This window comes from Rothia sp. ZJ932 (genome assembly GCF_016924835.1).
Lineage (GTDB): Bacteria > Actinomycetota > Actinomycetes > Actinomycetales > Micrococcaceae > Rothia.
On sequence record NZ_CP070480.1, the window covers coordinates 1,420,704 to 1,446,312 of the forward strand.

A 25,609-nucleotide genomic window follows, 5' to 3' on the forward strand; every position below is an offset into this window, starting at 1 on the left:
GAAAGTGACTACTGCTGGATCCTCTTACGAGGCATCCAGACAGGTTGGACCAAATATCACCTTAAGATCACTGTAGAGGGCGGGGTTGGGAGTAACCCTCAACTGCGGTGGTATGCGCATCAGAACTTTCTTCGTACGGGTTTGAAGCACAATCCGAACCTCAGACTCGCCGCGGTGGTTTTCCAAGACATCACGCAGGGCGGTAATGGAATCTTGGGTTGCTTTGTACTCGGAAATACAAAGGGTCACCGGACCAGCTTTACCGTCAGCGGTAATTTCTGGCTGCTGCATCTCCTGGGCAGAAATAGTCACCGAGCCATCGTCACGGCGTTGCAGACGTCCCTTAATAGTGCAGATTTGGTCTTCAATAAGAGCATTTGAGTAAGGACCGTAGACCTTACCGAAGAACATAATCTCGATGGAGCCGGTACGGTCTTCTAACTCGATGCGCGCGTAAGGGTTACCACTGGCTTTAGCGATACGCCGTGAGACCGAGGTAATCATACCCGCTACTGTCACGATAGAGCCGTCTCCGCGGCTTGAATCTTCATCCAGCAGAGACTGAATGGACGCGTCCGAAAGGGCATCAAGCTGCTCCTCAAGACCGCGCAGGGGGTGGTCAGACACGTAGAGCCCCAGCATCTCACGTTCAAAGTTGAGCTTGTCTTTCTTTTCCCACTCTGGCAGATCGGGAATAGAAATCATAAGCTCATCAGCAGGGTCGTCTCCCCCACCACCCAAATCACCAAAGAGATCGAACTGACCGGCAGCTTCTTGACGTTTGACCGAGATGTTCGCGTCAATTGCCTCTTCGTGAATCACCGACAAGGGTCTACGTAGGTGCCCCAAATCATCGAAAGCACCAGCTTTAATGAGCGAGTCTACAGTGCGCTTATTACACACCACAGCGGGTACTTTCTTCAGGAAGTCGTGGAAGGATTCAAAGCGCCCCTTCTCTTCACGGGTTTCGACCATAGCGGTCACCACGTTGGCACCGACGTTACGAATAGCGCCCATACCAAAGCGAATATCTTTGCCTACAGGGGTGAAGTTCAGCGCTGACTCGTTAACATCGGGCGGCAACACCGTGATGTTCATGTGACGGCACTCGTTAAGATACAGAGCCAGCTTGTCTTTATCATCGCCCACTGATGTCAGCAGCGCAGCCATGTATTCCTGCGGGTAATGGGCCTTGAGGTATGCCGTCCAGTAGGAAACCAAACCGTAGGCTGCGGTGTGCGCCTTGTTAAAAGCATAGTCAGAGAAAGGCAACAGAATATCCCAGAGCGCCTTAACAGCCTCTTCTGAGAAGCCGTTATCGAGCATGCCCTGATGGAAGGTCGCGTACTGTTTATCCAGCTCCGCTTTCTTCTTCTTGCCCATGGCTCGACGCAGAATATCAGCCTCACCCAGAGAGTAGCCCGCGACTTTCTGAGCAATCGCCATAACCTGTTCCTGATATACAATCAGGCCGTAGGTGGTGTTAAGAATCTCCGCCAGCGGCTCTTCAAGCTCGGGGTGAATCGGGGTAACTTCCTGCAGACCGTTCTTACGCAAGGCGTAGTTGGTGTGCGAGTTAGCGCCCATAGGACCGGGGCGGTAGAGGGCAAGCACCGCGGAAATATGTTCAAAGTGATCGGGCTGCATAAGTTTCAGCAACTGACGCATGGGCCCGCCATCGAGCTGGAACACACCGAGGGTATCGCCACGAGCTAGCAGCTTGTACGACTCAACATCATCAATTTCGAGGGTTTCAAGATCAAGCTCTTCATCGCGGTTCATCTTAATGTTTTCGAGCGCATCCGAGATGATAGTGAGGTTACGCAGACCCAAGAAATCCATCTTGATCAGACCCAGACCCTCACAGGTGGGGTAATCAAACTGGGTAATGACCTGACCATCTTGCTCACGGCGCATAATCGGAATCACGTCAATGAGATTATGGCTCGACATGATGACGCCCGCAGCGTGTACGCCCCACTGACGTTTCAGCCCCTCAATACCCTTAGCGGTTTCAAAAACCTTCGCTGAATCAGGGTCGGTTTCAATCAGCTCGCGCAGATCGCCCGCGTCCTTGTAACGTTTGTCCTCAGGGTTATAGACATTCGCCAGGGCAATGTTCTTACCCATCACATCATCGGGCATCGCCTTAGTCAGGCGCTCACCGGTAGAGAAGGGGTAGCCCAGCACGCGCGAGGAGTCTTTAAGAGCCTGTTTTGCCTTGATAGTACCGTAGGTAACGATCATCGCTACCTTGTCTTCGCCATACTTCTCAGTGACGTAGTGAATCACTTCTGAGCGGCGACGATCATCGAAGTCCACATCGAAGTCGGGCATTGACACTCGGTCAGGGTTGAGAAAGCGCTCGAAAATCAGGTCATGTTCTAGAGGGTTCAAATCGGTAATACGCATGGCGTACGCCACCATTGAGCCCGCACCCGATCCACGACCCGGACCTACACGAATCCCCTGAGACTTCGCCCAGTTAATAAAGTCAGCAACCACCAAGAAGTAGCCGGGAAAGCCCATCTGAGAGATGATACTCACCTCGTACTCTGCCTGCTTGCGTACATTGTCAGGAACGCCGTTGGGAAAACGGTAGCGCAGACCGTTTTCGACTTCTTTGACGAACCACGATTCCTCGTTCTCCCCTTCAGGCACGGGAAAGCGCGGCATATAGTTTGCCTTGGTATTGAACTCAACATTGCAGCGCTCAGCGATTTCCAGGGTGTTATCGCAAGCCTCGGGAAAGTCGCGGAAGAGATGACGCATTTCCTCCGGCGACTTCAGGTAAAAATTATCCGCATCAAACTTGAAACGCTTGGGGTCTTGCAAGGTTGAACCTGACTGCACACACAGCAGTGCCTCATGGGCTTTAGAATCCTCCGCATGGGTGTAGTGCAAATCATTAGTAGCAACCAGAGGAAGGTTGAGCTCTTTAGACAGCTTGAGGAGATCATTCATCACGTTCTTTTCAATATCAAGACCGTGATCCATAATCTCGCAGTAATAATTTTCTTTCCCGAAGATATCGCGGAAATCGCTTGCTGCCTGCACCGCCTCCCGGTACTGTCCCAGACGCAGACGAGTTTGGACTTCTCCCGAGGGACAACCGGTAGTTGCAATCAGGCCCTTACCGTAGGTCTGCAAGAGTTCTTTATCCATACGCGGCTTGTAGAAATGCCCCTCCAAGGAGGCGAGGGAGGACGCGCGGAATAAGTTGTGCATGCCAGCAGTATTTTCAGCCCACAGAGTCATATGGGTGTAAGCACCACCACCGGAAACGTCATCACGACCACCATCAGCAAACTTCACGCGAGTACGGTCTTGACGCGCAGTACCGGGTGTCACGTAGGCTTCCACACCGATAATCGGCTTCACATCAGCTTGACGCGCTTTATTCCAAAAGTCGAACGCGCCGAAAAGAAAACCGTGGTCAGTGGTTGCCAAAGAGCTCATGCCCAGCTCTTTAGCATGATCGAACAAATCGGTGAGTCGAGCAGCCCCATCAAGCATGGAGTACTCGGTGTGTACGTGAAGATGGGTGAAGCCTTTGCCGCTCACAGATCGCTCGTTTCTCTCGATGCTTAGAAAATATTAGGGGTGCTGGGTTTAGAAGTTGCCGTCGCGCAGCTGCTCAACCGCAAAGTTCAAATCTTCAGGGTAACTCGATTCAAATTCAACGTACTGACCCGTGCTAGGGTGGGTAAAGCCCAGCTTATGGGCGTGCAACCACTGGCGGGTTAGACCCAGATTCGCGCTGACAGCAGGGTCAGCACCGTAGGTCAGATCGCCCAAGCAGGGGTGTTTCAAGGCAGAAAAATGTACGCGGATCTGATGAGTGCGTCCTGTCTCAAGATGAACCTCAACCAGGGATGCCGGACCGTATGCCTCAAGCACCTCGTAGTGGGTCACTGAATCGCGACCACCCTCAATCACCGCGAACCGCCACTCGTGACCGGGGTGGCGACCGATAGGAGCGTCGATGGTGCCCTTAAGAGGGTCGGGAATCCCCTGCACTAGCGTGTGATAGACCTTCTCAACGGTACGCTCTTTGAAAGCTCGTTTGAGCTCTGCATAAGAGTGCTCGTTCTTAGCAACAACCATGAGACCTGAGGTGCCGACGTCCAGTCGATGCACAATCCCCTGACGCTCGGATGCGCCAGATGTTGATACCGATACCCCTGCACCCAAAAGCACACCTACAACCGTGGGACCGTGCCACCCAGGGGAGGGATGAGCAGCAACGCCTGCGGGCTTATCGACCACCGCGATGTCGTCATCCTGATACACTACCGAAAAGCCATCAACATACTCGGGGTTGATATCCGCCAAATCACGGGGGGCAGGGGCATCAATCACCAGACGGTCATTCTCTGTAACTTTTGCTGACTTCGTGGTCTTTACAGCTTTACCATCACGAATAATCTGCACGTCCCCGGTACTCGCCCACTCAGCAGCCAGCGCACGCGGAACATCGCAGGCAGCTGCAAGTACAGCATCTAGGCGCGCACCCGCCTCCGCCTCAGGCACTACTAGTTCTCGCTGAATACGGTTACTCATGCTTTCTCAGCCTTCGTCTCGTAGCTACCATCAAGTTTTAAACCCACCAGGGTCAGCAGGATAACACCGACCATCGCGCAGCAAATCGCAGCATCAGCGATGTTGAAAATAGCGAAGTTACCTACCGAAATAAAATCTACAACATGACCTGTGCCGAACCCCGGAGGCCTGAACAACCTATCCGTCAGATTACCCAGAATCCCCCCTAACAGAGTTGCCAAACTCAGGATCCACCAGAGAGCACGCGAACGTACCAGAGCGACAATAACAATCAAAACCGCCACCGACTGAATAAGGGTAAAAACCCATGTGTGCCCCTCGCCAAAAGAGAAGGCAGCACCTGGATTGAGTATATAAAACCACCGAAAGAACCCGTCGATAACTTCAATACGCTGTCCCAGCTCCATCGTGCGTTCAACGACAGCTTTGCTCAGCTGATCCGCAGCGTACACCAGCACAACAACAAGAGCCATCAGCCCCTTCTTGCACCTGTCATCGACCAGCTTCACCGGCTTCTTATCGTTCACTCACAGTCCCCTTTTTACTCGTGAAGTCTCTAGCTTATCGCGCAGCTAACTCCAGTGAAAATGAGCTACCCAACAGTACCCCAAAGTGCCTCCCCAACGCCGGAAGTACGCAGAAAGAGGTGGCGGCAAAACCACTCACTGGTTTTACCGCCACCTCTTGTATTCAGCCATTGAGAGAAACTAGCCTAACGCTGATTTTTCCCTTGAAAGGATTAGAATTCCTGGCGTGAGAAAGTGCTCTGCTGCGGTTCGATGCTAGGGGTTGATTCCAGCTCCTTGAGGTTAGATTCCATCAAGTGACGCAGACCCTCACGGTACTGCTTTTCGAAGTTACGCAGGTTATCTACCGAGATTTCAAGCTGCTTCTTGGTCTGATCCAGTTCACCCAGAACACGGTTGCGTTCGGTACGAGCATCAGCAACCAGTGACGTTGCTTCGCTACGCGCCTCACCAACCATACGTTCCTTCTCTGCCTTACCGGCAGCAACGTAGTCATCGTGAACCTTTTGTGCCATGGCCAGCAAGGACGCGGCGTTATCGGGCGCAGGAGTCTGCGAAGCCGCAGGCGCTGCAACGGGTACAGGTTCAGCAACGGGCGCAGCCGTGGCGGGGCTTGCAGCAGGTGTAGCATCACCCACAATCTCAGAATCAAGGACCTGTGACTGTGCCTCTTCGGCAGCTGCCAGCTTAGCCTCAGTTTCTTCAAGCTGGCGCTTCAGTGAAGCGTTCTCAGCGTTCAAGCGACGAAACTCAACAACTACCTCGTCCAAGAAGTCATCGACTTCTTCCATGGAGTAGCCCTTGGTGTATTTCGTAAACTTAAACCCCTTGTTGATTACGTTTTCTGGCGTAAGAGCCACGAATGAATCACCTCATAAATCGAACCGTATCACCATAGGAGATGGTGATCAGATGTTACCCCAAACATCTTTAACTAAACAGAATCTTACAATCTTTTGAGCGACTCACCGCGCCAATTTGCCAGCAAGCCCCCAGCTCTTGTTTTCTATATAAAAAGTTACCGCTTTACATATGGCAAGTGCTGTGAGCTTCAGGTAGCTTCACACCCTTTCGGGTTGAACCGGGATGCGCCCTCAACGATGACAAATTCTAACTTCTAGTATTTTAGACAAAAACTATTAATATCTTATCCACAAAACAGCCCACAAGTTAGTTGATGTTTGACACACAGCCAATAAACAGCAGGTTCCATTTCAAAGGCTTCAAAGCACAAGTTACCCGCTAGCTTTTCACGCCCCAGCAAACGTACTCTGACTGCTGACCCAGCAAATCACGAAAAACTCACCAGCAGTCTCTGCAAGAAAATAGATACAAAAGACACCGCAAAGAACAGAATCAAGAAGCCCACATCAAACGAGATTGCTCCCATTCGAATGGGAGGAACCAGCCTACGCAGGGCATTCATCGGCGGGTCAGTAACAGCATAAATGGCTGAAGCAGCCACTAACATGACACCCCGTGGACGCCACGAGCCCGCGAACATCTGCACCCAGTCGAGCACCAGACGAAGCATGAGCACCAGCTGAAAGACATAAACCGCAAAAGCAAGAACCGCTAAGAGATAACCCACGACTCTAGTCCTGGTTAAAGAAGCCGTGCGAATCCTCATCCACAGGCACCGGAATTTCGGTGCCTTCGGCACCCAGCACTTCGAGGTTAGCGGGGGTCAGCAAGAAAACTTTGTCGGTCACACGCTCAATTGAGCCGTGTAGCGCGAAGGCAAGACCCGCAGAAAAATCAACCAGACGCTTCGCTTCTCCCTCAGCCATATCGGTAACGTTCATAATCACAGGGATGTTTTCACGGAATGATTCACCAATGATTTTGGCATCATTGTATGAACGGGGGTGAATAGTTGTAATACGTCGCAATTCCTCTTCACTTTCGTTTGTAGTAGCAGCCGGTGACGCCACCTGACTGCGAGCAGCTTTGCTTCCAGAACCAGAAGAAACCTCAGCAATAGGAGTTGATTCAAAAACCTCATTGAAATCGGAGGTATCTTCATATTCCGTTTCAGGACTCACGGGTTCTACAGTGGTGGTGTTGTAGTCCTCAAAAAATTCTTCGCGAGGGAAATCTAAATCTTCATCCCGGTAATACTCTTCACGACGATTCGTTGAACGTTGTGCTGGGGCAGGCTCACCGGGTTCAGCAAGACCTAAGTAAGCCATGGCTTGTTGAAGCGTGCGCGACATTTTTCTCCTCGATGAATCTGCCTAATAATTGAGTATGTTTCACCGTCGAACGGTGTTTTGGTTGTATATCTACTGTACCAGTGTGCGAGGCCCCAAGATTTGAGAACCGACCCGGACAATAGTGGATCCCCACCGGATCGCTGACTCTAAATCAGTGCTCATGCCGGCTGAAATGTGCGCTGCGTGGGGAAACTCCTGACGCAAGTTCTGAGAAATTTCGTGCAATCGCTCAAAAGCCTGATCTGTATCTGCACCCAACGGAGGAACCGCCATAACCCCGGCGCAGGTCAGCCCTTCAGTTGCCTCCAATGCTGAAGCAATCTCAAGAACTAGCTCTTGATGACCCCCACCTCGCAGCCCTTCGGACGCGCGTCCGGCAGTGTCTTCCCCCTGAGCCAAACTAACCTGCACCAGGCAGCTCAAACCGCCCAGATGGTAGGCAAGGGGAGCTGACGCCTCCTCGTTTTCGTAGCGGGCTACCTGCTGGTTATATGCCTTGCCCAACGCTTTGACCAACGACAGACGATCAATCGAGTGTATATCGGTGGCATACTGCACCACAGACTTCGCCTTATTGGTTTGCAGCTGACCAATAAAAGACCACCGCAGAGGGTTCTGAGCGTTACGGGTGAGAGACTCAAGATCACGCGCTTTAGCAGATGCCTCCTGATCACGATTTTCACCGACATGATTGACACCCAAACCGTAGAGTAACTCAACATCACTAGCCGGAAAAAACTTGGTGACAGCCATCAAATGAACCGCAGGCGATGAGTCATGACGCACCCCCGAATAATCCCTCTCAGCCTCAGCTATACGAGCCCGCACCTGATAGAGGTTACGCTCAAGATCTTGGCGGCGATCGGTCGTCATTCTTTTTCTTCCTTCCAAATCAAACCTGCAATTCTGGACGCATCAGCCCTGCGATGCGAAGACACCCGATGATCCTCAAAAGTACACACGTTAGTTTCAGCGTTCACCTCAATCACTGTCGGATCGCTCCCCAGCAAAGCGATAGCCGCAGCAGGCAAATCCAAGGCAGGGGTGCCCCAGCTCGTTGTGCTAGAGATGCCCGGCATCAGCAACTCCGATTCTTGCTGCAGCTGCTCGGGAACCTCATAACAGCGTCCACAGATAGAGGGTCCTATCCAGGCACGCACCTGCGTAACACCTTGTTCTTGCATACGCTCAAGTGTTGCCTGAATAACTCCATCGAGTAGCCCCCTGCGCCCGGCATGGGCAACAGCTGTAACATTTTTTCCTTGATCAGTTACACCCCAGAAAACCAACGGTATACAGTCGGCGACCAAAACACCTAGGGGGCGCCTGGCGCCATTGCTGACCGCCGCGTCGGCAACAGGTGCCGATGCCAAGACCCAGGCAGCATTCTCGACAGAGGCATCAACAGCTACCGGATCGGGAAACTCACTGGCTACATCGGTGCCATGCACTTGATTCAGATAGGCAATAGCACCCTGCTCAAGACCGAGAGCTTTCTCTAGCTCATACCGGTGAGTAAGAGCTTGAATTGAATCTCCCACATGCAAACCTAAGTTACCGGCTACTTTTGACGTGAAAGCAACATGCACGGTGCCCTGCACTGTCTCAATGGCTTCGTGCGACACGAAAAGATCCAACGGACTCCCCCGACTCAGTATCAACGCTGACCGAATAATCAGCGAAAACTATAAGGTACAGATAGCCCAAGAGCAAGAGACTGATCCCTGACAGGGGCAGTGCTCTTGCTCTTAGAAAGTTCCTAGCCGATGGCTACAGAGTGAGACTTACTTAAGGAAGTCGGGAACGTCCAGTGAGTCCTTGCGGGGTGCAGGAGCGTCCTCAACTACCGGAGGCAAATCAACATCGAAACTAGCGGATGCCGGTACGTCAGAGTGTTGGTTTGACCAACTGTTAGCGGCGGGAGCTGAGAAGCCACCGCGCTGGGGTGCTGATGCTACACCTGGCTGCTGGGCTGAGTTGCCGCCGAAAGTCTGCTGGGTACGCTGCGCCTGGGTTGCCGCGGCGTTAGCGTTATTTGAGTTGGTCTCGGGGTTTACTGAATCAAAGCCTGCCGCAATAACGGTCACACGTGCTTCATCACCCAAAGCGTCATCAATGACAGCGCCGAAGATGATGTTTGCATCGGGGTGAGCGACTTCCTGAACCAGGCGAGCTGCTTCGTTAATTTCAAACAGACCCAAATCAGAGCCACCCTGGATGGAAAGCAGAACGCCGTGAGCGCCGTCGATGGACGCTTCAAGCAGCGGGGAGGCAATAGCCAGTTCTGCTGCCTTGACGGCGCGGTCTTCACCCGATGCGGAGCCGATGCCCATGAGCGCTGAGCCAGCACCCTGCATTACTGACTTCACGTCAGCGAAGTCAAGGTTGATCAAACCGGGGGTGGTAATCAAGTCGGTAATACCCTGAACACCTGAGAGAAGTACCTGGTCAGCTGACTTGAAAGCATCCAGCATCGAAACGTTGCGGTCTGAGATGGAGAGCAAACGGTCGTTAGGAATAACGATCAGGGTATCGACCTCATCGCGCAACGCCGCAATACCGGTTTCTGCCTGGTTTGAACGACGGCGACCCTCAAAGGTGAAGGGGCGGGTCACAACACCGATAGTCAGCGCACCCAGCGAACGTGCGATGCGAGCGACAACGGGCGCACCACCGGTGCCGGTGCCACCACCCTCACCAGCGGTAACGAAGACCATGTCAGCACCCTTGAGCACTTCTTCGATCTCCTGCTCGTGATCCTCAGCTGCCTGGCGACCAACCTCAGGGTTAGCGCCTGCACCAAGACCGCGAGTAAGCTCGCGACCAACGTCAAGCTTCACGTCAGCATCTGACATCAGCAGGGCCTGCGCATCGGTGTTGATGGCGATGAATTCTACGCCACGAAGACCGACCTCGATCATGCGATTGACAGCGTTTACACCGCCGCCACCGATACCGACGACCTTGATAACTGCCAGGTAGTTCTGGGGAGTTGCTGCGTCCATTTGTGCCTCAATAAATCTTCTTAAGAGCCGCTCAAACCCAAACCTTAACCTTGAGGTTGAAGGGGTAAAAACAGCTGAATTACTTACATACTCACCACAAGGTTACCAATACCAAACAACCCTGTCGCTCATGTTTCTCATAAACCTGTACTTTTTGACTCAAAACTTCAAATTGCACAGAACCTCAAGTATAGGTTTAACTATTTAACCGTGGGGTGCAAAGGGCTCGATACATCGTATACCTGAACGGCACCGTCCGCTCCCATCGAATCAATCAGCGAAGATAAAACCTTAGCTTTAACTTCACTATCACTAGCTGTTCCCCACACCACTTCAGTACCGTCTTTCATATGAAGGGTAATGGTCGATGCTGAATCTGCCGTGGTCTTAGAGATCTCACTCATCAAACTCTGCGGAAGAGATGAAAGCACCTTGGTCAAAACCCTGAAAGAATCCTCTTCAGTAGCTTTCAGTCCCCCACCGATCAGAGGAACCCCGGCATCCTCCACCGACTCAACAGTGCCTAGCTGCACGCCCTGAGCATCCACTAAGTAGAAATTTTGGCGATCTTCTACCACTGCCACAGGAACTCTCTCCTGCAACCGAACCACCAGTTCATGGGGAGGTCTGCTTTCGGTCACTACACCGTTCAGCACCGAGCTCTCACCCAGCAGTTCCATGACACGCTGATCATCCACTCTGCTTAAGGGAACCCCGTGCAACTGCTCTAATTGGCTCTGCACATAGTCTTCAGAGAGTAGGTGGGCGCCCTCAACGGTAACGGTGCGAACGGCTAACCACGGTGAATAAAAGACAACACCGATGAACACGGCAGCAGCAACAACCAGTGCGCCCAAACCAGTCAGCCAACGTCGCAGAGCTGAGGAAGAAGGTTTCTTAGTTTTTTCGCTTTTACGCACCGACTGCACAGCAGGCTGCTTTTCTGATTTTTCCTGCTCAGAGGCACTACCCTTACGGGAGCTACGCCACTGGGTAAAGATGCCAACGTTCTTCTCTTCGAGCCCCACCAGCTGATCGGTGGGTTCGAGCATTCGCACCTTAGTGGAGTTGGCTCGTATCTGAGGTTTTCGAGATGGCGTCACGACGACCGATTAACCTTCACGCTCGGTAAGAGCTTTAACAAGCTCTGCACCATAGGCGGTAATATCACCGGCACCAACAGTCATCACAATATCGCCAGGATTCGCCTGAGAGACAATAAGCTCAACTGCCTCGTCAACGCTGGCGGCATATTTAACCTCTGAGTAGCCTGCATCAGTAATCAAATGAGAGCTCACGCCCTCAATGGGTAGCTCGCGAGCGGGATAGATGTCAAGAACGTAGGCGCGATCGGCAAGAGCTAGAGCCTGCGCGAACTCTCCCGCGAACTTTTGGGTGCGAGAGAAAAGGTGGGGCTGGAACATCACGTAAAGGTTGTGTCCGGTTGCCACGGTGCGACCGGTTTCAAGCGCACGCTGCACCTCAGTGGGGTGATGAGCGTAGTCGTCAAAAACACTCACGCCAGCAGCCACACCGCGGAGGGTAAAGCGGCGGTCAGTACCGGTAAAAGTGCTCAATGCTTCGACAATAGCCTGAGGCTGGTAGCCGGCAATCAGCCCGCAAATGAAGGATGCTGTAGCGTTCAGCTGGTTGTGCACACCCGGGATGTTCAGGGTAAGGGTGGTTGCGCCAGAATAGTGCTGCTTGCCCAACTTGAAATCCCAACGGATGTTCGAGGCGCAGACAATGCCCTCGCTAGTGGTGGAAAGAAGCTGAACATCTGCGGTTTCTGATTCACCGTAAGTTACAACATCGATTCCGGCTTCTCGTGCCCGATTAGCTAAGTCAGCGGCACCAGCGTCATCCACGCAGGTTACCAACACACCGTCGTCAGCCATCGAGGCAAGAAAACGGTTGAAAGCCTCAAAAACCTTCTCGGCGCTACCGTAGAAGTCAAGGTGATCAGGTTCAACGTTAGTCACAACCGCCACATGGGGGCGGTAGCGCACAAATGAACCATCAGATTCATCAGCTTCAGCAACGAACCAGGAATCGGGGTTACCACTTCCCAGTCGAGCATTCGTGTTGTAGCCTGCGATCTCAGAACCTACGGCAAAGGAGGGCTGAGCTCCCAGCGCGTCCATCATGATCGAAACCATCGAGGAGGTGGTGGTTTTGCCGTGGGTGCCTGCTACCGCAATAGCTCGCATGTGCCCCATGGTTGCTGCCAGGGCTTCCGAACGGTGCAAGACGCGCACACCCGCTTCACGGGCTGCAATGAGTTCGGGGTTATCTGTCTTGATAGCGGTGGAGACCACCAGGGTGTCAATGTCGGCAACGTTTTGCGCCTGCTGGGGCACGTTGACGGTAGCACCCATATCGCGGAGGGCATCCAACGCAGCGCTCTCGCGCTGATCTGAGCCTGAGACCGTGACTCCAGCTTCAAGCATGAGTCGGGCGATTGCTGACATACCAGCGCCACCAATACCGGCAAAATGGACGCGTCCAAGCTCTTGAAGGCGGGGGCGCTGTGCAAAGGGCGGATTAAGAACCTCGGGCATATCGAGGTCAAGGTTCATGATAGAGGTGCTCATGCTTGTGCTGCTTTCAAAATTTCGTGCGCCATCATCTGCGCTGCGTTGCGGATACCGTGAGTGTACGATTTGCTACCCATCTCGGCGAGAGCATCAGAGCTCTTGATAAGGGTGGGTACGGTTGCTGAGAACCACTCAGGAGTAAATTCAGAGTCTTTCACAAGAACGGCAGCTCCTGAATCAACGAGGGCTCGTGCGTTAAGTTCTTGTTCACCGTTGCCGATGGGCAGGGGGACGAAAATAGCGGGAATACCGACGGCGGCAACCTCGCACACTGTTGCTGCGCCTGCACGCACTACCAACAGATCTGCAGCTGCATAGACCTTCTGCATACCGTTGATGAACTCCACCTGATGGTAATGGGGAACAGTTAGGGGCTGACCGTCTTCACCGAGTACAGTCTTGCCGCGTCCGGTAATGTGTAGTACCTGGAAACCCCACTCTTCAAGGTTGGGCACAACTATCTTCAGGGTCTTGTTTAAGCTCAGTGCCCCCAGCGAACCTCCGGTAACAATGAGGGTTGGCAAATCAGCGTCAAGCCCCAGCTCCTGGCGGGCAGATGCGCGCGTAGCTGCCCGGTCAAGGGTAGCGATTTCTTCGCGCATGGGCATGCCAACATAGCGAGCCCCAGCGATCGGAGTATTGTCAAAAGCGGTGCCAACCATCGCAGCTTTTTTAGCGCCCACCTTATTGGCAAGACCGGGCTTAGCATTGCCCTCGTGAATGACGACGGGAATGCCTTTTTTCTGGGCTGCCAGGTATAGGGGGGTGCAGACATAGCCGCCCACGCCCACTACAACATCTGCAGCGGCGTTATCCAGTATGCGAGCTGCTTCTTTGATGGCAGTACGAAAAAGAAGGGGAAATTTCAGAGCATCAAGATTTGGACGGCGAGGGAAGGGCACTTTGGGGATGAAAGAGATCTCGTAGCCCGCTTCAGGAACCAAGCGAGCTTCCATGCTCTCAGGCGTACCCACCATGTGCAGTTTAGCCTCGGGTACCTCTGCGGTAAGTGCCGCTGCGATGGCAAGCATGGGACTAATGTGCCCTGCTGTTCCACCGCCAGCTAGAACTACTGAGGGTGCTTTGCTCATGTTTTTACGCTCCAAATCATTGAGTCTCAGTCGAGAGTCAAGTTTACGGGGTTTTGGTGACTTTCTCTAACCCCTCACTCATCACCGTGCTTAGTTTTTGGGTGGGAGTTTCTTGGCTCGTCGAATGGGAGTAAGCCCTGCGGGAATGCGCTGTTCCTGAGCCGATGAGCGCTGAGGCTGTTTCTGCCTAGGGGCGGCTGAGACTTTTCTAGCTTTCTGTGAAGTCTTTGAATGTTCCGCGCCCGGTGCCTGCTGACGTGAGGCATTAGCAGCTGCTGACGGGTGACGGGTAGCTGAGGTTGTCTGACGTTTAGCGCTGGGTTTAGGAGTCTCATTCTCGGCATGCTGGGTACGTGCTGCAGCTTGACGCTGAATACTGCCTGAGGGGCGAGCACCAGAGCGCTTTTTGGGCAGGGGTTCGCTGTTACGGGGGCGTTGCGTTGAAGAAGGACGCGTGTGAGAGCGTGAGCGGCCGCTGGCAACCGGTGCAGGGGCAAGCCCTAGCGCTGACATGGTTTTGTTCCAGTCGAAAGGTTTAGCAGTTGCAATGTGTTCTTGCTCTGCCACGATGACAGGTAGCAGCTTCTGTCTGCGCAGCGCGTCCTTGCGTTCGCGAGGATCCCGTAAGCTGTTGGCGTCCGCGAACCGGCGCTCCCCTGCCAACGGGGCAAGAGGGGTCTGCCGGGCAAAAGCCACCAGGCAGCCAGCAGCGGCAAAGGACGCCATGAGAGAGGTACCACCGAAGGAAACGAAGGGAAGGGGGATGCCCACCACTGGACCAACACCCGTAACCATCGCAATGTTGATGAGCATCTGCGAAGCGAACCACAGGATAATGCCGCCGGTAGCAAGGCGAATGAAACGGTCATAAGAACGCAGCAGAATACGTATTGCACCGTAAAAGAGCACGAGGTAAAGAATCAGGGTTGAGAGGGTACCTACGAGACCCAGTTCTTCACCGATGATGGCGAAAATATAGTCGTTATGTGGCTCAGGGAGGTAGTTGTATTTTTGACGCGATTGGCCAAGCCCTACACCCCAGATTCCGCCGGTGGCAAGAGCAGCTAGACCGGCATTGGTTTGATCGCATACCGCACCAGTGCAGTTCCCGAAGACTGCGAAGAAACGATCCAGGCGGTTGGGGCTTTGGATGACCAGCACTATAGCTGCTAGCAAGCCCGCACCAATGGTGCCGAGCATGAGTTTGCCCGGTGCTCCTGCGAACCACAGCATTCCAAAATAGATGGCGGCATACACCACCACGGTACCCATATCGCGACCCATCAGAATCAGCCCCACCAAGGCACCCCACCCCAGTACAGAGGGAACGAGAGCCTTGTGGATACTGCGGGATATGTTACCGCGCATATTCAAAATATACGCCAGCCACAAAATAATGAGAATCTTACTGGTTTCTGATGGCTGAAGACTCTGACCGCCTATTTGAATCCAGTTACGGTTGCCGTTGATATCAACGCCAAAAACAACCACGGCGACCTGCATGGCAAGCGCAATCAACAGCAGTAGGTGGGGCACAAAACGGTTTCGATAAGCACGAATAGGCGTGAAAGCGGCAATACCAAAGACCACCAATCCCACCGCTGCTGAACGTGCCTGACTAATTGCCTGACTATAAGCATCCGCATTGCGTGAAATACTGCCTACGAAGGACGCAGAAAGAACCATCATGCACCCGAATCCGGTAAGAATCAGGGCAACCAGGGTGATAACGAGAGGCACATCTCGAACGCTCATAGTTGAGAGGCGACGGTAGGCACCGTTATATACGTTCAACGCGCCCTCAAATATTTTGGGCATGCCGGATCGAGGCAACGATGCTAAGGATCGCTGCTCGCGTTCTGTCACAGGTGCGCTCATATGTGCTCTCTTCTACCTTCAGCTACCCGCCTAAAATCTCTCGGTTTCAGGCGTACTGTCAAAAATAAGATAGCCGGGAGCCTTCAGATAAAGACTCCCGGCATACCGTTACTGGCCGTTGATTTCTTCGACCAGGTTAGCTACTGCGTCAATAAAAGCATTGCCGCGATCAGCGTAGGATACAAACTGATCCATAGATGCCGCTGCCGGTGCCATCAGTACCGTGTCATCTTGTTCCGAAAGCTCGTGGGCTTTGGCAATGGCTTGTTGCATAGCCCAGCTACCATCGGTGATGTCGATTCCCGTCTCACGAGCTGACTGGGTTATGTTGTAAACCGGCACCTCGGGAGCGTGCGTTTTCAAGGCAGCTAACAGACCATCGTGGTCTGTTCCAATCGCAATAACAGCTTTCAAACGTTGTGCGTGGTCTTTGACCAGCTGGTCGTATTCGACCCCCTTTGAAAGACCACCAGCAATCCAAATCACCGGTTTGAAGGAAGCCAGAGAAGCGTTCGCGGCATGCGGGTTAGTTGCTTTGGAGTCGTTAACCCACAGAACACCGTGAGTATTTGCCACCAGTTGGATGCGGTGGTCGCCGGGTTCAAAAGCGCGCAGGCCTTCGCGGATCTGATCGGGGCTAACACCGGCTGCTCGTGCGAGGGCAGATGCAGCCAGGGCATTTTCAACGGTGTGGCGGGTGGGCAGCTGCCCGGTATCTTCTACCGCACCGATTTCAAGTGCCTGGGTTTTACGGTCATCGAGGAAAGCACGATCCACCAGTAAACCGTCAATAACGCCGAGCATAGAGACGCTGGGGGTGTTTGCCCAAAAACCAATAGCGCGAGCGCCCTCGATAACGTCTGCTTCTTCGACCATGGTGATGGTTTCGGGTGCATCTGCGTTAAAGACGCAAGCAACCTGGGTGTTTTCGTAAATACGGGCTTTATCAGCTAAGTAGTTATCGTAGCCTTCGTGCCAGTCCACGTGGTCTTCGGCAACGTTGAGTACCACAGATGCTAGCGGTGACATGGAGTGGGTCCAGTGCAACTGAAAACTTGAGAGTTCCACCGCGAAGAAGTCGTAGTCAACAGGATCACGCAGGGCATCAAGAATGGGGGTGCCAACATTACCTACGGCGATGGCTTTGTGACCTGCAGTCTGCAGAATTGACTCAAGCATGCCCACGGTGGTGGTTTTACCATTGGTGCCGGTAATACACAGCCAGGGTGCGGTGGTGCGTCCGGCGCGTTCACGCAGACGCCAGGCAAGTTCAACATCTCCCCAGATCTGAACGCCCTGAGCTGCTGCATCCGCCAGAACACCGAGGGTAGGACGAAGCCCGGGTGAGGTAATCACGAGGTCAGCTTTTTCGCCGTCCACAGTGGGTAGGGCGTCCATTGCGCCCTCGCCTAGCAGAACGTCCGCAGCGCCAATGATGCGCAGAGTTTGCTCTTTGTCGCGGTTTCCAGCATCGTCTTTGCCATCTACCACCAGGACGCGCGCGCCCAGCTCAATGAGGGTATCAGCAGCTGAGAAGCCCGAGACACCCAAGCCGGCAACAACAACTTTGAGACCTGCCCAGTTGGCGTCCCACGATGCCAGCGATGCTAAACGCTCTGACTCAAGAATGGGGTTTTCGTTGGTAGCTTTCATGCGTTGAGTACTCCTCCGTTGCTCATCAGCCAGTCACCGTAGAAAATGCCGAGGGCAATCAGCACCAGCAAGCCGGCAACAATCCAAAAACGTACAACAACCTTGACTTCAGGCCAGCCCTTGAGCTCAAAGTGGTGCTGCAACGGTGCCATCAAAAATACGCGCTTACCGCCGCTCAGTTTGAAGTACCCCACCTGAATAATCACGGAAACGGTAATGGAGACAAAAAGACCGGCAAGAATAACCAGCAGCAGTTCGGTGCGTGAGAGCATCGCGAAAGCAGCAAGAGCACCGCCAATACCGAGTGAACCGGTATCACCCATGAAGATGGATGCCGGTGAGGTGTTCCACCACAAGAAACCAATCAGTGAACCCACCAGAGATGCCGCCATCATGCCAAGTTGCAAGGGGTCGCGCACCTCATAGCAAACATCCACCATGGCGTTAAGGTCACACAGGTGGTTGTTCTGCCACATGGAAATAAGCATGTAACCACTAAAGACCATGATGGCGATACCGCTTGCTAGCCCGTCCAACCCATCGGTAAGGTTCACAGCGTTAGTGGTCGCCGTAGAAATCAGGTTAGCCAACAGCACAAAGAGAACCACACCCACCACCGGACCGGCAGCTGCCAAATCGAGGGCAGTATCGCGGGTGAAAGAAATAGCGGTAGATGCCGGCGTCCAGCCTCTTTCATTGGGAAACTGAAGAGCCAAAGCACCGAAAATGGTACCCACAGCGCCCTGCAACACAATCTTTTCCCACGGTTTGAGACCCTCAGACTGCTTTTTAGCGATCTTGCGGTAGTCATCAATGAAGCCGACCCCCGCCATACCCAACATCAAAAAGAGCAGCAGTAGCACCGAGGCAGAAGGCATAACGCTCACCCCAAAAATCAGGGCGGTGGCTATCAGCGACAGAAAGAAACCTCCGGTCGCACCCGCCATGATGACGGCACCACCCATGGTGGGTGTGCCACGCTTCGTCTGGTGCGAGGTAGGGCCGTCTTCACGGATGAACTGACCGAACTGCTTACCCACGAGGTATTTGGTGAATACCGGGGTACCAAAAATCGTAATCAGCAAACCAAAGGCGGCTGCAAATAAGATGGGAATCATTTGAATTTTCTGTGCCTTCCCGCAAAATTCCTGTGTGAATGTGTGGGGTGTGTTTATTCGTCAGTGTCTGAGTCTACAGCGTCAACAAAGTCGCCAGCGCTCAACCAATATGCGGTACGTGTCTCATTACTACCCGCTACGTGGGTATCTTGGGCGACAGCGTCCCCCAAAATTCTCAGCCCCGCACCGTTAGAGGATTTGAACAGGACGATATCGCCCGGTTCTAGCTCTGCGCGCAAAATTTCGTGGGCTTCGTCAGCGGTGGCAACCCAGGTTGCTTCATTGCCCCACGAGCCTTCTAGGTGGGCGGCATTGTAGATGGGCTTAGCTTCATCGCCAATAGCAATGAGCTTAGAAATATTCATGCGCACCACGAGCCTGCCGAGGCGGTCATGTTCTTCAACCGAGACTTCGCCCAGCTCCAGCATGGCACCAAGTACAGCCCAGGTGCGTCGGGGCTGCTCACCCCGTCCAAGCTGTGCCAAGGCGCGGAGGGCAGCTGCCATTGACTCGGGGTTGGCGTTGTAAGCGTCATTGATGACGCTCACACCGTCAGCGCGGTCGGTGCGTTCCATTCGCCAGCGAGAGACTGCGCCCTGGGTGTTGAGCTGCTTGACAATCACCTGCGGTTGAATACCAATTTGGTAGGCAACGGTAGCCGCTGCCAAGAGGTTATGAACGTGGTGCTCACCAATAAGTTTGGACGCAATCTCGAACTTCTCACCACTGGGAAAATGCAGCATGAATTCGGGGCAGCCACTGGCTGCGGTCACCAGCTGAGTCGCGTACACACGCGGTGCGTTGGGAGCATCAGCGTTCTTTTCACCCACACCAAAGAAGAAGGTGGGTGCTACCGCCCGCGGCAGCATACGACGGACGCGCTCGTCATCATCGTTGAGAGCTAGACCCTGCAAGATACCTTCGGCAAGTTCGCCCTTAGTTTTTTCGATGTTGTCGATTCCGCCGAATTCACCGGCGTGAGCAGTACCCACTTTTAGAATGACTCCGTAATCAGGCTTCACCATCGACGCCAAGTACTCAATATGCCCCACTCCGTCGGCGCCCATTTCAATAACCAGGTAGCGGGTACTTTCATCTGCACGGAACACCGTCAGAGGAACACCTACCTCACCGTTGAAAGAGCCCACGGGTGCAACAGTTTCACCGGCAGTAGCAAAAATACCGGCAAGTAAATCTTTAGTAGTGGTTTTACCAGCAGAACCCGTAATACCAATGACCGTGAGTTCACCGGCGGCACGCATCTTCTCGATGCAGTAAGAGGCAAGACGCCCCATCGCCAGCACAACATCATCAACCACTACAGCGGGGTAAGGTTCCCCCGATCCTTGGGTCACCACGCGTTCAACCAGCGCCAACGAGGCACCCGCCACAAAAGCCTGCGGAACAAAGCGATGGCCGTCCATTATCTCACCTGGTTTAGCAAGAAAAAGGGTACCGGCAACAACCTCACGGGAATCAGTGGTGGCGCTAGTGACGGTAATCTTCTGCGCTTCATCATCGCTGCACCCCACAAGGGTTCCGTTGACGGCTTCAGCTACCTGCCGGGATGAAAGTTCAATCATGGGTTAGGCTCCTTCAGCCAAGCGGTAAGCGGGCAAAACATCGTAGCCGTAAGCAGTCAAGGCGCGGGCGACTTCTACCCGATCATCAAGGTCAAGATCAACGCCCGCCACATCCTGAGCTGTTTCATGGCCTCGTCCGGCAACCACAATAGAGTCGTTCTCACCGGCAATTTTCGCAGCGTATTCAATAGCGGCAGTACGCGGGGCGATGTTGAGAACATCCGCTGCGCGAGCACCACTCTCGACAGCTTCGCGCGCACCGGTTTCGACGGCGACGCGAATGGGTTCGGGGTCCTCCCCGTGGGGGTCGTCATCAGTCACGATTACAATATCGGCGTACTGAGCAGCGATGGCACCCATGATAGGACGTTTGGTCTGATCGCGCTCGCCGGTAGCGCCGAAGACGACAATGATACGTCCGGCATTCTCTGCCGGTTCAACCGCCTCAAGAGCTCGTTTGAGGGCGTCAGGATTGTGGGCAAAATCCACCAGAGCTGTGGGCTGGTGGGCGATGAGCTGCATACGTCCGGGAACCACGGGGGTGAGGGTCTCTGGCTGGGCAAGCACCTGAGCGAGCGCGTCGGCATCCTCTGTGCCTTCGGCGACCATGACGGCAGCTAAGGCAGCATTTGACACGTTGAAATCTGCCGGTAGCTGGGTGGAGGTGCGCAATTCAAATCCATCGCCGCGTACCAGGGTAAATTCGTGACCAATTCCGGAGCGCTGGATGCCGGTCACAGCCCAGTCTTGGGGCTTGAGGTCGGGTCGCGGGGTAACGCCCGCGCCGAAACCACTGCGAAGGCGCACTACGTTGGATACGCCCATTGCCTGATCAGCGTGGGCAGCCATAGCTTCGCCCCACTCATCATCCACGAGAATAACAGCACGACGGGCACGCTCGGGGGTAAAGAGAGCAGCCTTGGACTCAAAGTAGTTATCCATGGTGCCGTGCAAATCAAGATGGTCTTGGGTCAGGTTGGTGAACCCTGCAACATCGTAACGAACCCCGTCAACACGGCGGTAGTCCAGCGCGTGAGATGAGACTTCCATTGCCGCTGACCCAATACCGTTCTCGCGCATCAAAGAGAGTAAAGAGTGTACATGCGGTGATTCAGGGGTGGTGAGTTTTGACGGGATGGAAACGCCACCGGCGAGGATTTCGATGGTACCGATGAGACCGGTAGCGTTGCCCAGAGACTGCATGATCGCGTTGATCATGTAGGTACTGGTAGTTTTGCCGTTGGTGCCAGTCACCGCAAAAAGGGTGGGCGCAGAGCCATCTGAGGGTTGGGAACGGTAAATCTCAGCAGCTAGCGGACCAACAACTGCGCGTAAATCTTCACACTGCACGAGACCGGGTAACTCAGTTGCTGCACCGGCAATATCAACACCTGCGGTATCGGTCAAGATAGCGGAGGCTCCAGCTGCCACCACCGCGTCCAGAAACTGGGCGCCGTGGGCACGGGCACCAGGTAGTGCCACATAGAGGTCTCCCGGTTGTACTTCGCGTGAATCCATGGTGATACCGGTGACTGGGACGTTAGTCGGACGCAAGATGGAAGCTGTGTAGCCCGCCTCTTGGATCCACTGCTGAACGCCTTCAAGCGAACTGCCGGTACTTGTTGAAGGGCGCAGCGTCTGCGCTGAACCCTCAAAACCTGTTGCGTTCACGATGTGCTCCTGCTTCTTTTGACCTTACGGTTTCCACCTGTACTGACGGTGGAGACAACGTCTACATTCTAGTGCCTACGCATCTTTTTCTTGATCTTCTTCGAACTTGGGAAGAAGGTTCGGTTCTGTAGTGGAGTGCGGCACATTGTAGGTATGCAATACTTTCTCCATCAACTGTGAGAACTGGGCAGAGGCGCCGATGGAGGTCACCGCTCCCTGTGGTCTTTGCAGGGTGATGCCCACCAGGTACTGCGGATCTTCAATCGGTGCTAGACCAATGAAGGAGGTGGTGTAGCCGTCATACCCGGGTTTATCTTTGGCGGGCGCCTCCGCTGTACCGGTTTTGCCACCCACACGATACCCAGCGACCTTAGCATCACCGGTTACCGAATGTTCAACAACATTCTCCATCAGCGTCAGACACTCAGCGGCAGTTTCGGGCGAAACAACCCGCAAGCCCTCCTCCACCTCAGGGACAGTCTCAGTGCCATCGGGGTTAATAATCGCGTCCACAATACGGGGCTTGAGGCGAACGCCCTGATTACCCAGTGCCTGAAAAATCATGCAGGTCTGCAAAGGAGTCTGCGCTACACCCTGACCGAAGAGCACCGTGTACTGCTGACGGATGTCCCATTCCTGCCAGTCAGCAACCAGGCCCTGGCTTTCACCGGTCAGCTCAACGCCGGTGTACTCCCCCATGCCAAATTTCTTCAGCCAGTCATGACGCTGTTCAGGGGTGAGCTGGCGACCAGCCAGCACCGTTCCCGTGTTCATTGAATCAGCGATGATACCGTTAAAGGTTCGTTTTTCGGGTCCGTGTACAAACGCGTCCGTAATGATCTGACCGTCGATCTCAAGTTCCGCTGGCACGTTGAAGATAGTCAGTGGATCAGCGATCCCCTGCTCAATCACAGCAGCCGATGTCAAAAGTTTCTCTGTAGAACCCGGTTCCACCGCCTGCGAGATAGCACGCGGAATCATATCAGCCTGATCATGAATCTCAGCGCCCGGATCCATCATCGACGAATCAGCCAGAGCAATCAGAGAACCGTCGCGCACATTCATGACTACAGCACTGCCCCACTCGGCATCCAAAGCCTCAACACGTGCCTTGATCACCTGCTGCGCGAAATACTGAATATCCTGGTTGATAGTCAACCGTACACTCTGACCGTTGACAGATTGCTGAACGCGTTCCTCACCCACCGGAATACGGATGCCATCAGCACCAATCTCGTAGGTACGCGAACCATCACTGCCACGCAGCTGCTCTTCAAAGACTCGCTCAATGCCCACAGAATAGTTAACCATCTGGGTCTCATCGCTGCCCTCGACGGGTTCTTCAATCATGCTGTAACGACCCACTACAGAACCGCCCACCGAACCATCCGGGTATAGACGGTCAGAAATAACCTCACCGTAGATAAAAGGAATATTCAAGCGACTAATGCGGTTGTACACATCTGGCGTTACGTTATCTTTGACGATGTAATAGTGGCTGTTTCCGTCGAGGGCGTCTTTAACATCAGAATCGCTCATCTCAAGGATGTCCGCTAAATCGTAGAGGGCTTGCACCGCGGTCACGGTCTCTTTACCCGGTGATCCATCAGCTAATGTCACTGACCGTTCGAAATCCTGCACGGCAGTCTGATCAACCGTAATATTATACCGCTGAACAGTGCGCGCCAGCACATGCCCGTTCACATCCAAAATCTCACCGCGCAAAGCGGGAATAGTTACCGTACGCTGTCGCTCAGCTAAGGACGATGCTGCGCGCCCGGTGGGGTCAAGACCCTGCAAATAGACCAATCTGGTGCCCAAAAGAGCCATACTGCCCACGGTTGCTGCGCTCACCAAAAATCCCCGCCGCCCCAGCTGGTGGGAGGCTACAGGGTCGATCTTAGGCAAGCGATGGGAACTGCCTATACGAGGTTCCTTCTTCGGATTAATAGTTATTCACCTGCACTTGCGGTAGGAGTGGGTGTAGCGCGCGCCGACTCTTTAGCCGCCGCCTTTTTCTCGCGTTCTTTCTTCGCCTCAGCTTCGCGACGCTGCTGTTCTTTAGCTCGCTCTGATGCCTTTTGGTAGGCATCGGTGTCGTAGAGCGCGGGCGGGTCAATCATATTCTTGGTGTAGGTGGGAACGTCACTGTCAGTTTCTACCGGTGTGACGGCGTAGGGCACCCCACTTACCTCACCGGTTTGTACGTTCAGGGTTGCCTGCTGGGTAGCAGCTACCATTCCCAGCTGCACTGCGCGCACCGCCAAGTTCTGTGGAGCCTGGTTGAACTCGATTTCCTGTGCCAAGCGCTCGTTTTCTTGAAGCAGGGCGGTTTCTTGGCTACGCAGTTGCACGAGTTGATACTGGCGCTCAGTAATTTGAACGTTCAGGAGCAAAATACCGCTCAGAGCAATCAAAATACTAACCAGCACGAAAATTACGTAGCGACGCTTGCTGGCGGGGCGAGCCGCCGAGCCGGTCGAGAGCGGACGCCGAACCCGGTTCTTGGCACCGGTGCGTCCTGCTGGAATCTTCTGAGCAGAAGAACCCCTATGCCTCGATCGGGCGGATACAGGACGTTCCCCAGGCACAGCTTTCAACCGCGGCCGTGAAGTAGGCTTCGGTTGATTGGTGTGACGGGGTTCCGCACTCATGATGTTTAGGGTCTCTCTCTTTTCTTTCAAGCCTTTAGAGTTTGATTTTCTCGGCAGCACGCAGCTTAGCGCTGGCGGCACGAGAGTTCTCTTCAATTTCTTCTTCTGTAGGAGGCTCCGCTCCCCGAGTAATAATTTTGAGAACAGGCTTGTGCTCCTCAAGCTCTACGGGGAACCCCTTAGGTGCGCTTGACGTGGCTTTTTCGGTGTAAGCTCGTTTCACTATTTTGTCTTCAAGGCTGTGGTAACTCATTGCTACAATACGACCACCCAGGTTTAGCGAATCAATTGCGCGAGGAATCGCCCGTTCAAGGGCGTCCAACTCATGATTGACTTCAATACGCAACGCCTGAAAAGTACGTTTAGCGGGGTGCCCGCCTTTACGCTGAGCCGCCACGGGCACAGCTTTTTGAATGGCTTTGACCAGCTCACCGGTAGTACGCAGGGGCTGCGCTTCACGGGTTTGCATAATGGTGCGGGCAATACGAGCAGCAAACTTTTCTTCGCCGTAGGTTCGAATGACGCGGCGCAAATCTGCCTCGTCATACTCGTTTACCACAATTTCAGCGGTGAGTTCCTCAGTAGAATCCATACGCATATCAAGCGGCGCGTCATACGAGTAAGCAAAACCTCGCGCGCGCTCGTCCAGCTGCATAGAAGAAACACCCAAATCAAGGAGCACACCGTCAATCCCAGAGAAACCCAAATCGGCAATAGCATCAGGAATCTGATCATATATAGCGTGTACAGGTTTGAAACGCTCACCAAAACGCTCAAGACGACCGCCAGCAAGTTTGTGCGCCATCAAATCGCGGTCGATGCCAATCAAGGTCAGTTCCGGAAAGCGCTCCAGCATAGCCTCAGAATGACCGCCCATACCCAACGTGCCATCAACAACAACAGCCCCAGGATGCGAGATAGCAGGTGCCAACAAATCTAGGCAGCGCGTGAGCATGACCGGCACGTGGCGCTCTTCGGCGGCGCGTCCGCTATCGGGAATCTGTTCCATCATCACGGTGCCCTTTCAAAATTATGTTTTCGACCGCACAGGGG

20 protein-coding genes are annotated in these 25,609 nt (G+C 53.8%); all 20 read right to left on the reverse strand.

Going from position 1 to position 25,609, the window contains the following annotated elements; translation table 11 throughout:
• Nucleotides 1-24: 24 nt before the first annotated feature.
• The 20 genes from dnaE to rsmH all read right to left on the reverse strand — a co-directional run bounded on the left by dnaE (nt 25) and on the right by rsmH (nt 25,565).
• Nucleotides 25-3,564 carry a DNA polymerase III subunit alpha gene (dnaE, locus tag JR346_RS06545; protein ID WP_205482014.1) on the reverse strand — a complete coding sequence of 1,180 codons (3,540 nt, stop codon included), beginning with the start codon at nt 3,562-3,564 and terminating at the stop codon, nt 25-27.
• A 48-nt stretch (nt 3,565-3,612) separates the two neighbouring features.
• Nucleotides 3,613-4,563, reverse strand: coding sequence for an RluA family pseudouridine synthase (locus tag JR346_RS06550; RefSeq protein ID WP_204876322.1), 951 nt, complete (start codon nt 4,561-4,563; stop codon nt 3,613-3,615).
• Entirely contained in the window at nt 4,560-5,090 is a 531-nt protein-coding gene (gene lspA / locus JR346_RS06555) for a signal peptidase II (RefSeq protein ID WP_240333895.1), read from the reverse strand. Before lspA ends, JR346_RS06550 begins: the two co-directional genes overlap by 4 nt.
• Before the next feature lie 212 nt (nt 5,091-5,302).
• On the reverse strand, nt 5,303-5,950 hold the full coding sequence (locus tag JR346_RS06560; protein WP_204876327.1) for a DivIVA domain-containing protein: 648 nt from the start codon (nt 5,948-5,950) through the stop codon (nt 5,303-5,305).
• A gap of 431 nt (nt 5,951-6,381) precedes the next feature.
• Nucleotides 6,382-6,681: a YggT family protein gene (locus JR346_RS06565; RefSeq protein ID WP_205482015.1), complete on the reverse strand. Its 300-nt coding sequence runs from the start codon at nt 6,679-6,681 to the stop codon at nt 6,382-6,384.
• 4 nt (nt 6,682-6,685) lie between these two features.
• Entirely contained in the window at nt 6,686-7,306 is a 621-nt protein-coding gene (locus tag JR346_RS06570) for a cell division protein SepF (protein WP_205482016.1), read from the reverse strand.
• A 69-nt stretch (nt 7,307-7,375) separates the two neighbouring features.
• Nucleotides 7,376-8,179, reverse strand: a complete 804-nt coding sequence (locus tag JR346_RS06575) for a YggS family pyridoxal phosphate-dependent enzyme (protein WP_205482017.1) — start codon at nt 8,177-8,179, stop codon at nt 7,376-7,378.
• Nucleotides 8,176-8,931, reverse strand: coding sequence for a polyphenol oxidase family protein (locus JR346_RS06580; RefSeq protein WP_240333896.1), 756 nt, complete (start codon nt 8,929-8,931; stop codon nt 8,176-8,178). The genes JR346_RS06575 and JR346_RS06580 overlap by 4 nt, the downstream gene beginning before the upstream one ends.
• 159 nt (nt 8,932-9,090) lie before the next feature.
• Complete coding sequence (gene ftsZ, locus JR346_RS06585; protein ID WP_204876345.1) at nt 9,091-10,311, reverse strand: cell division protein FtsZ; 1,221 nt, start codon at nt 10,309-10,311, stop codon at nt 9,091-9,093.
• Nucleotides 10,312-10,511: 200 nt separating this feature from the next.
• Nucleotides 10,512-11,414, reverse strand: coding sequence for a cell division protein FtsQ/DivIB (locus tag JR346_RS06590; RefSeq protein WP_205482018.1), 903 nt, complete (start codon nt 11,412-11,414; stop codon nt 10,512-10,514).
• Between the two features lie 9 nt (nt 11,415-11,423).
• Nucleotides 11,424-12,905, reverse strand: a complete 1,482-nt coding sequence (gene murC, locus JR346_RS06595; protein ID WP_240333897.1) for a UDP-N-acetylmuramate--L-alanine ligase — start codon at nt 12,903-12,905, stop codon at nt 11,424-11,426.
• Complete coding sequence (gene murG / locus JR346_RS06600; RefSeq protein WP_205482019.1) at nt 12,902-13,999, reverse strand: undecaprenyldiphospho-muramoylpentapeptide beta-N-acetylglucosaminyltransferase; 1,098 nt, start codon at nt 13,997-13,999, stop codon at nt 12,902-12,904. The genes murC and murG overlap by 4 nt, the downstream gene beginning before the upstream one ends.
• A 90-nt stretch (nt 14,000-14,089) precedes the next feature.
• Nucleotides 14,090-15,877 (reverse strand): FtsW/RodA/SpoVE family cell cycle protein, encoded by a 1,788-nt coding sequence (locus tag JR346_RS06605; protein ID WP_205482020.1) that lies wholly within the window; start codon nt 15,875-15,877, stop codon nt 14,090-14,092.
• 108 nt (nt 15,878-15,985) lie between these two features.
• A complete protein-coding gene (gene murD, locus JR346_RS06610) occupies nt 15,986-17,530 on the reverse strand; it encodes a UDP-N-acetylmuramoyl-L-alanine--D-glutamate ligase (RefSeq protein ID WP_205482021.1) in 1,545 nt (514 codons plus the stop codon).
• On the reverse strand, nt 17,527-18,648 hold the full coding sequence (gene mraY, locus JR346_RS06615; protein WP_205482022.1) for a phospho-N-acetylmuramoyl-pentapeptide-transferase: 1,122 nt from the start codon (nt 18,646-18,648) through the stop codon (nt 17,527-17,529). The genes murD and mraY overlap by 4 nt, the downstream gene beginning before the upstream one ends.
• A gap of 53 nt (nt 18,649-18,701) precedes the next feature.
• Nucleotides 18,702-20,231, reverse strand: coding sequence for a UDP-N-acetylmuramoyl-tripeptide--D-alanyl-D-alanine ligase (gene murF / locus JR346_RS06620; RefSeq protein WP_205482023.1), 1,530 nt, complete (start codon nt 20,229-20,231; stop codon nt 18,702-18,704).
• A 3-nt stretch (nt 20,232-20,234) separates the two neighbouring features.
• Nucleotides 20,235-21,902: a UDP-N-acetylmuramoyl-L-alanyl-D-glutamate--2,6-diaminopimelate ligase gene (locus JR346_RS06625; RefSeq protein WP_205482024.1), complete on the reverse strand. Its 1,668-nt coding sequence runs from the start codon at nt 21,900-21,902 to the stop codon at nt 20,235-20,237.
• A gap of 75 nt (nt 21,903-21,977) precedes the next feature.
• Nucleotides 21,978-23,810, reverse strand: coding sequence for a penicillin-binding protein 2 (locus JR346_RS06630; protein WP_240333898.1), 1,833 nt, complete (start codon nt 23,808-23,810; stop codon nt 21,978-21,980).
• Nucleotides 23,811-23,854: 44 nt separating this feature from the next.
• A complete protein-coding gene (locus JR346_RS06635; RefSeq protein WP_205482025.1) occupies nt 23,855-24,556 on the reverse strand; it encodes a hypothetical protein in 702 nt (233 codons plus the stop codon).
• 34 nt (nt 24,557-24,590) lie between these two features.
• Nucleotides 24,591-25,565 (reverse strand): 16S rRNA (cytosine(1402)-N(4))-methyltransferase RsmH, encoded by a 975-nt coding sequence (rsmH, locus tag JR346_RS06640; RefSeq protein WP_205483922.1) that lies wholly within the window; start codon nt 25,563-25,565, stop codon nt 24,591-24,593.
• Between the last annotated feature and the right edge of the window lie 44 nt (nt 25,566-25,609).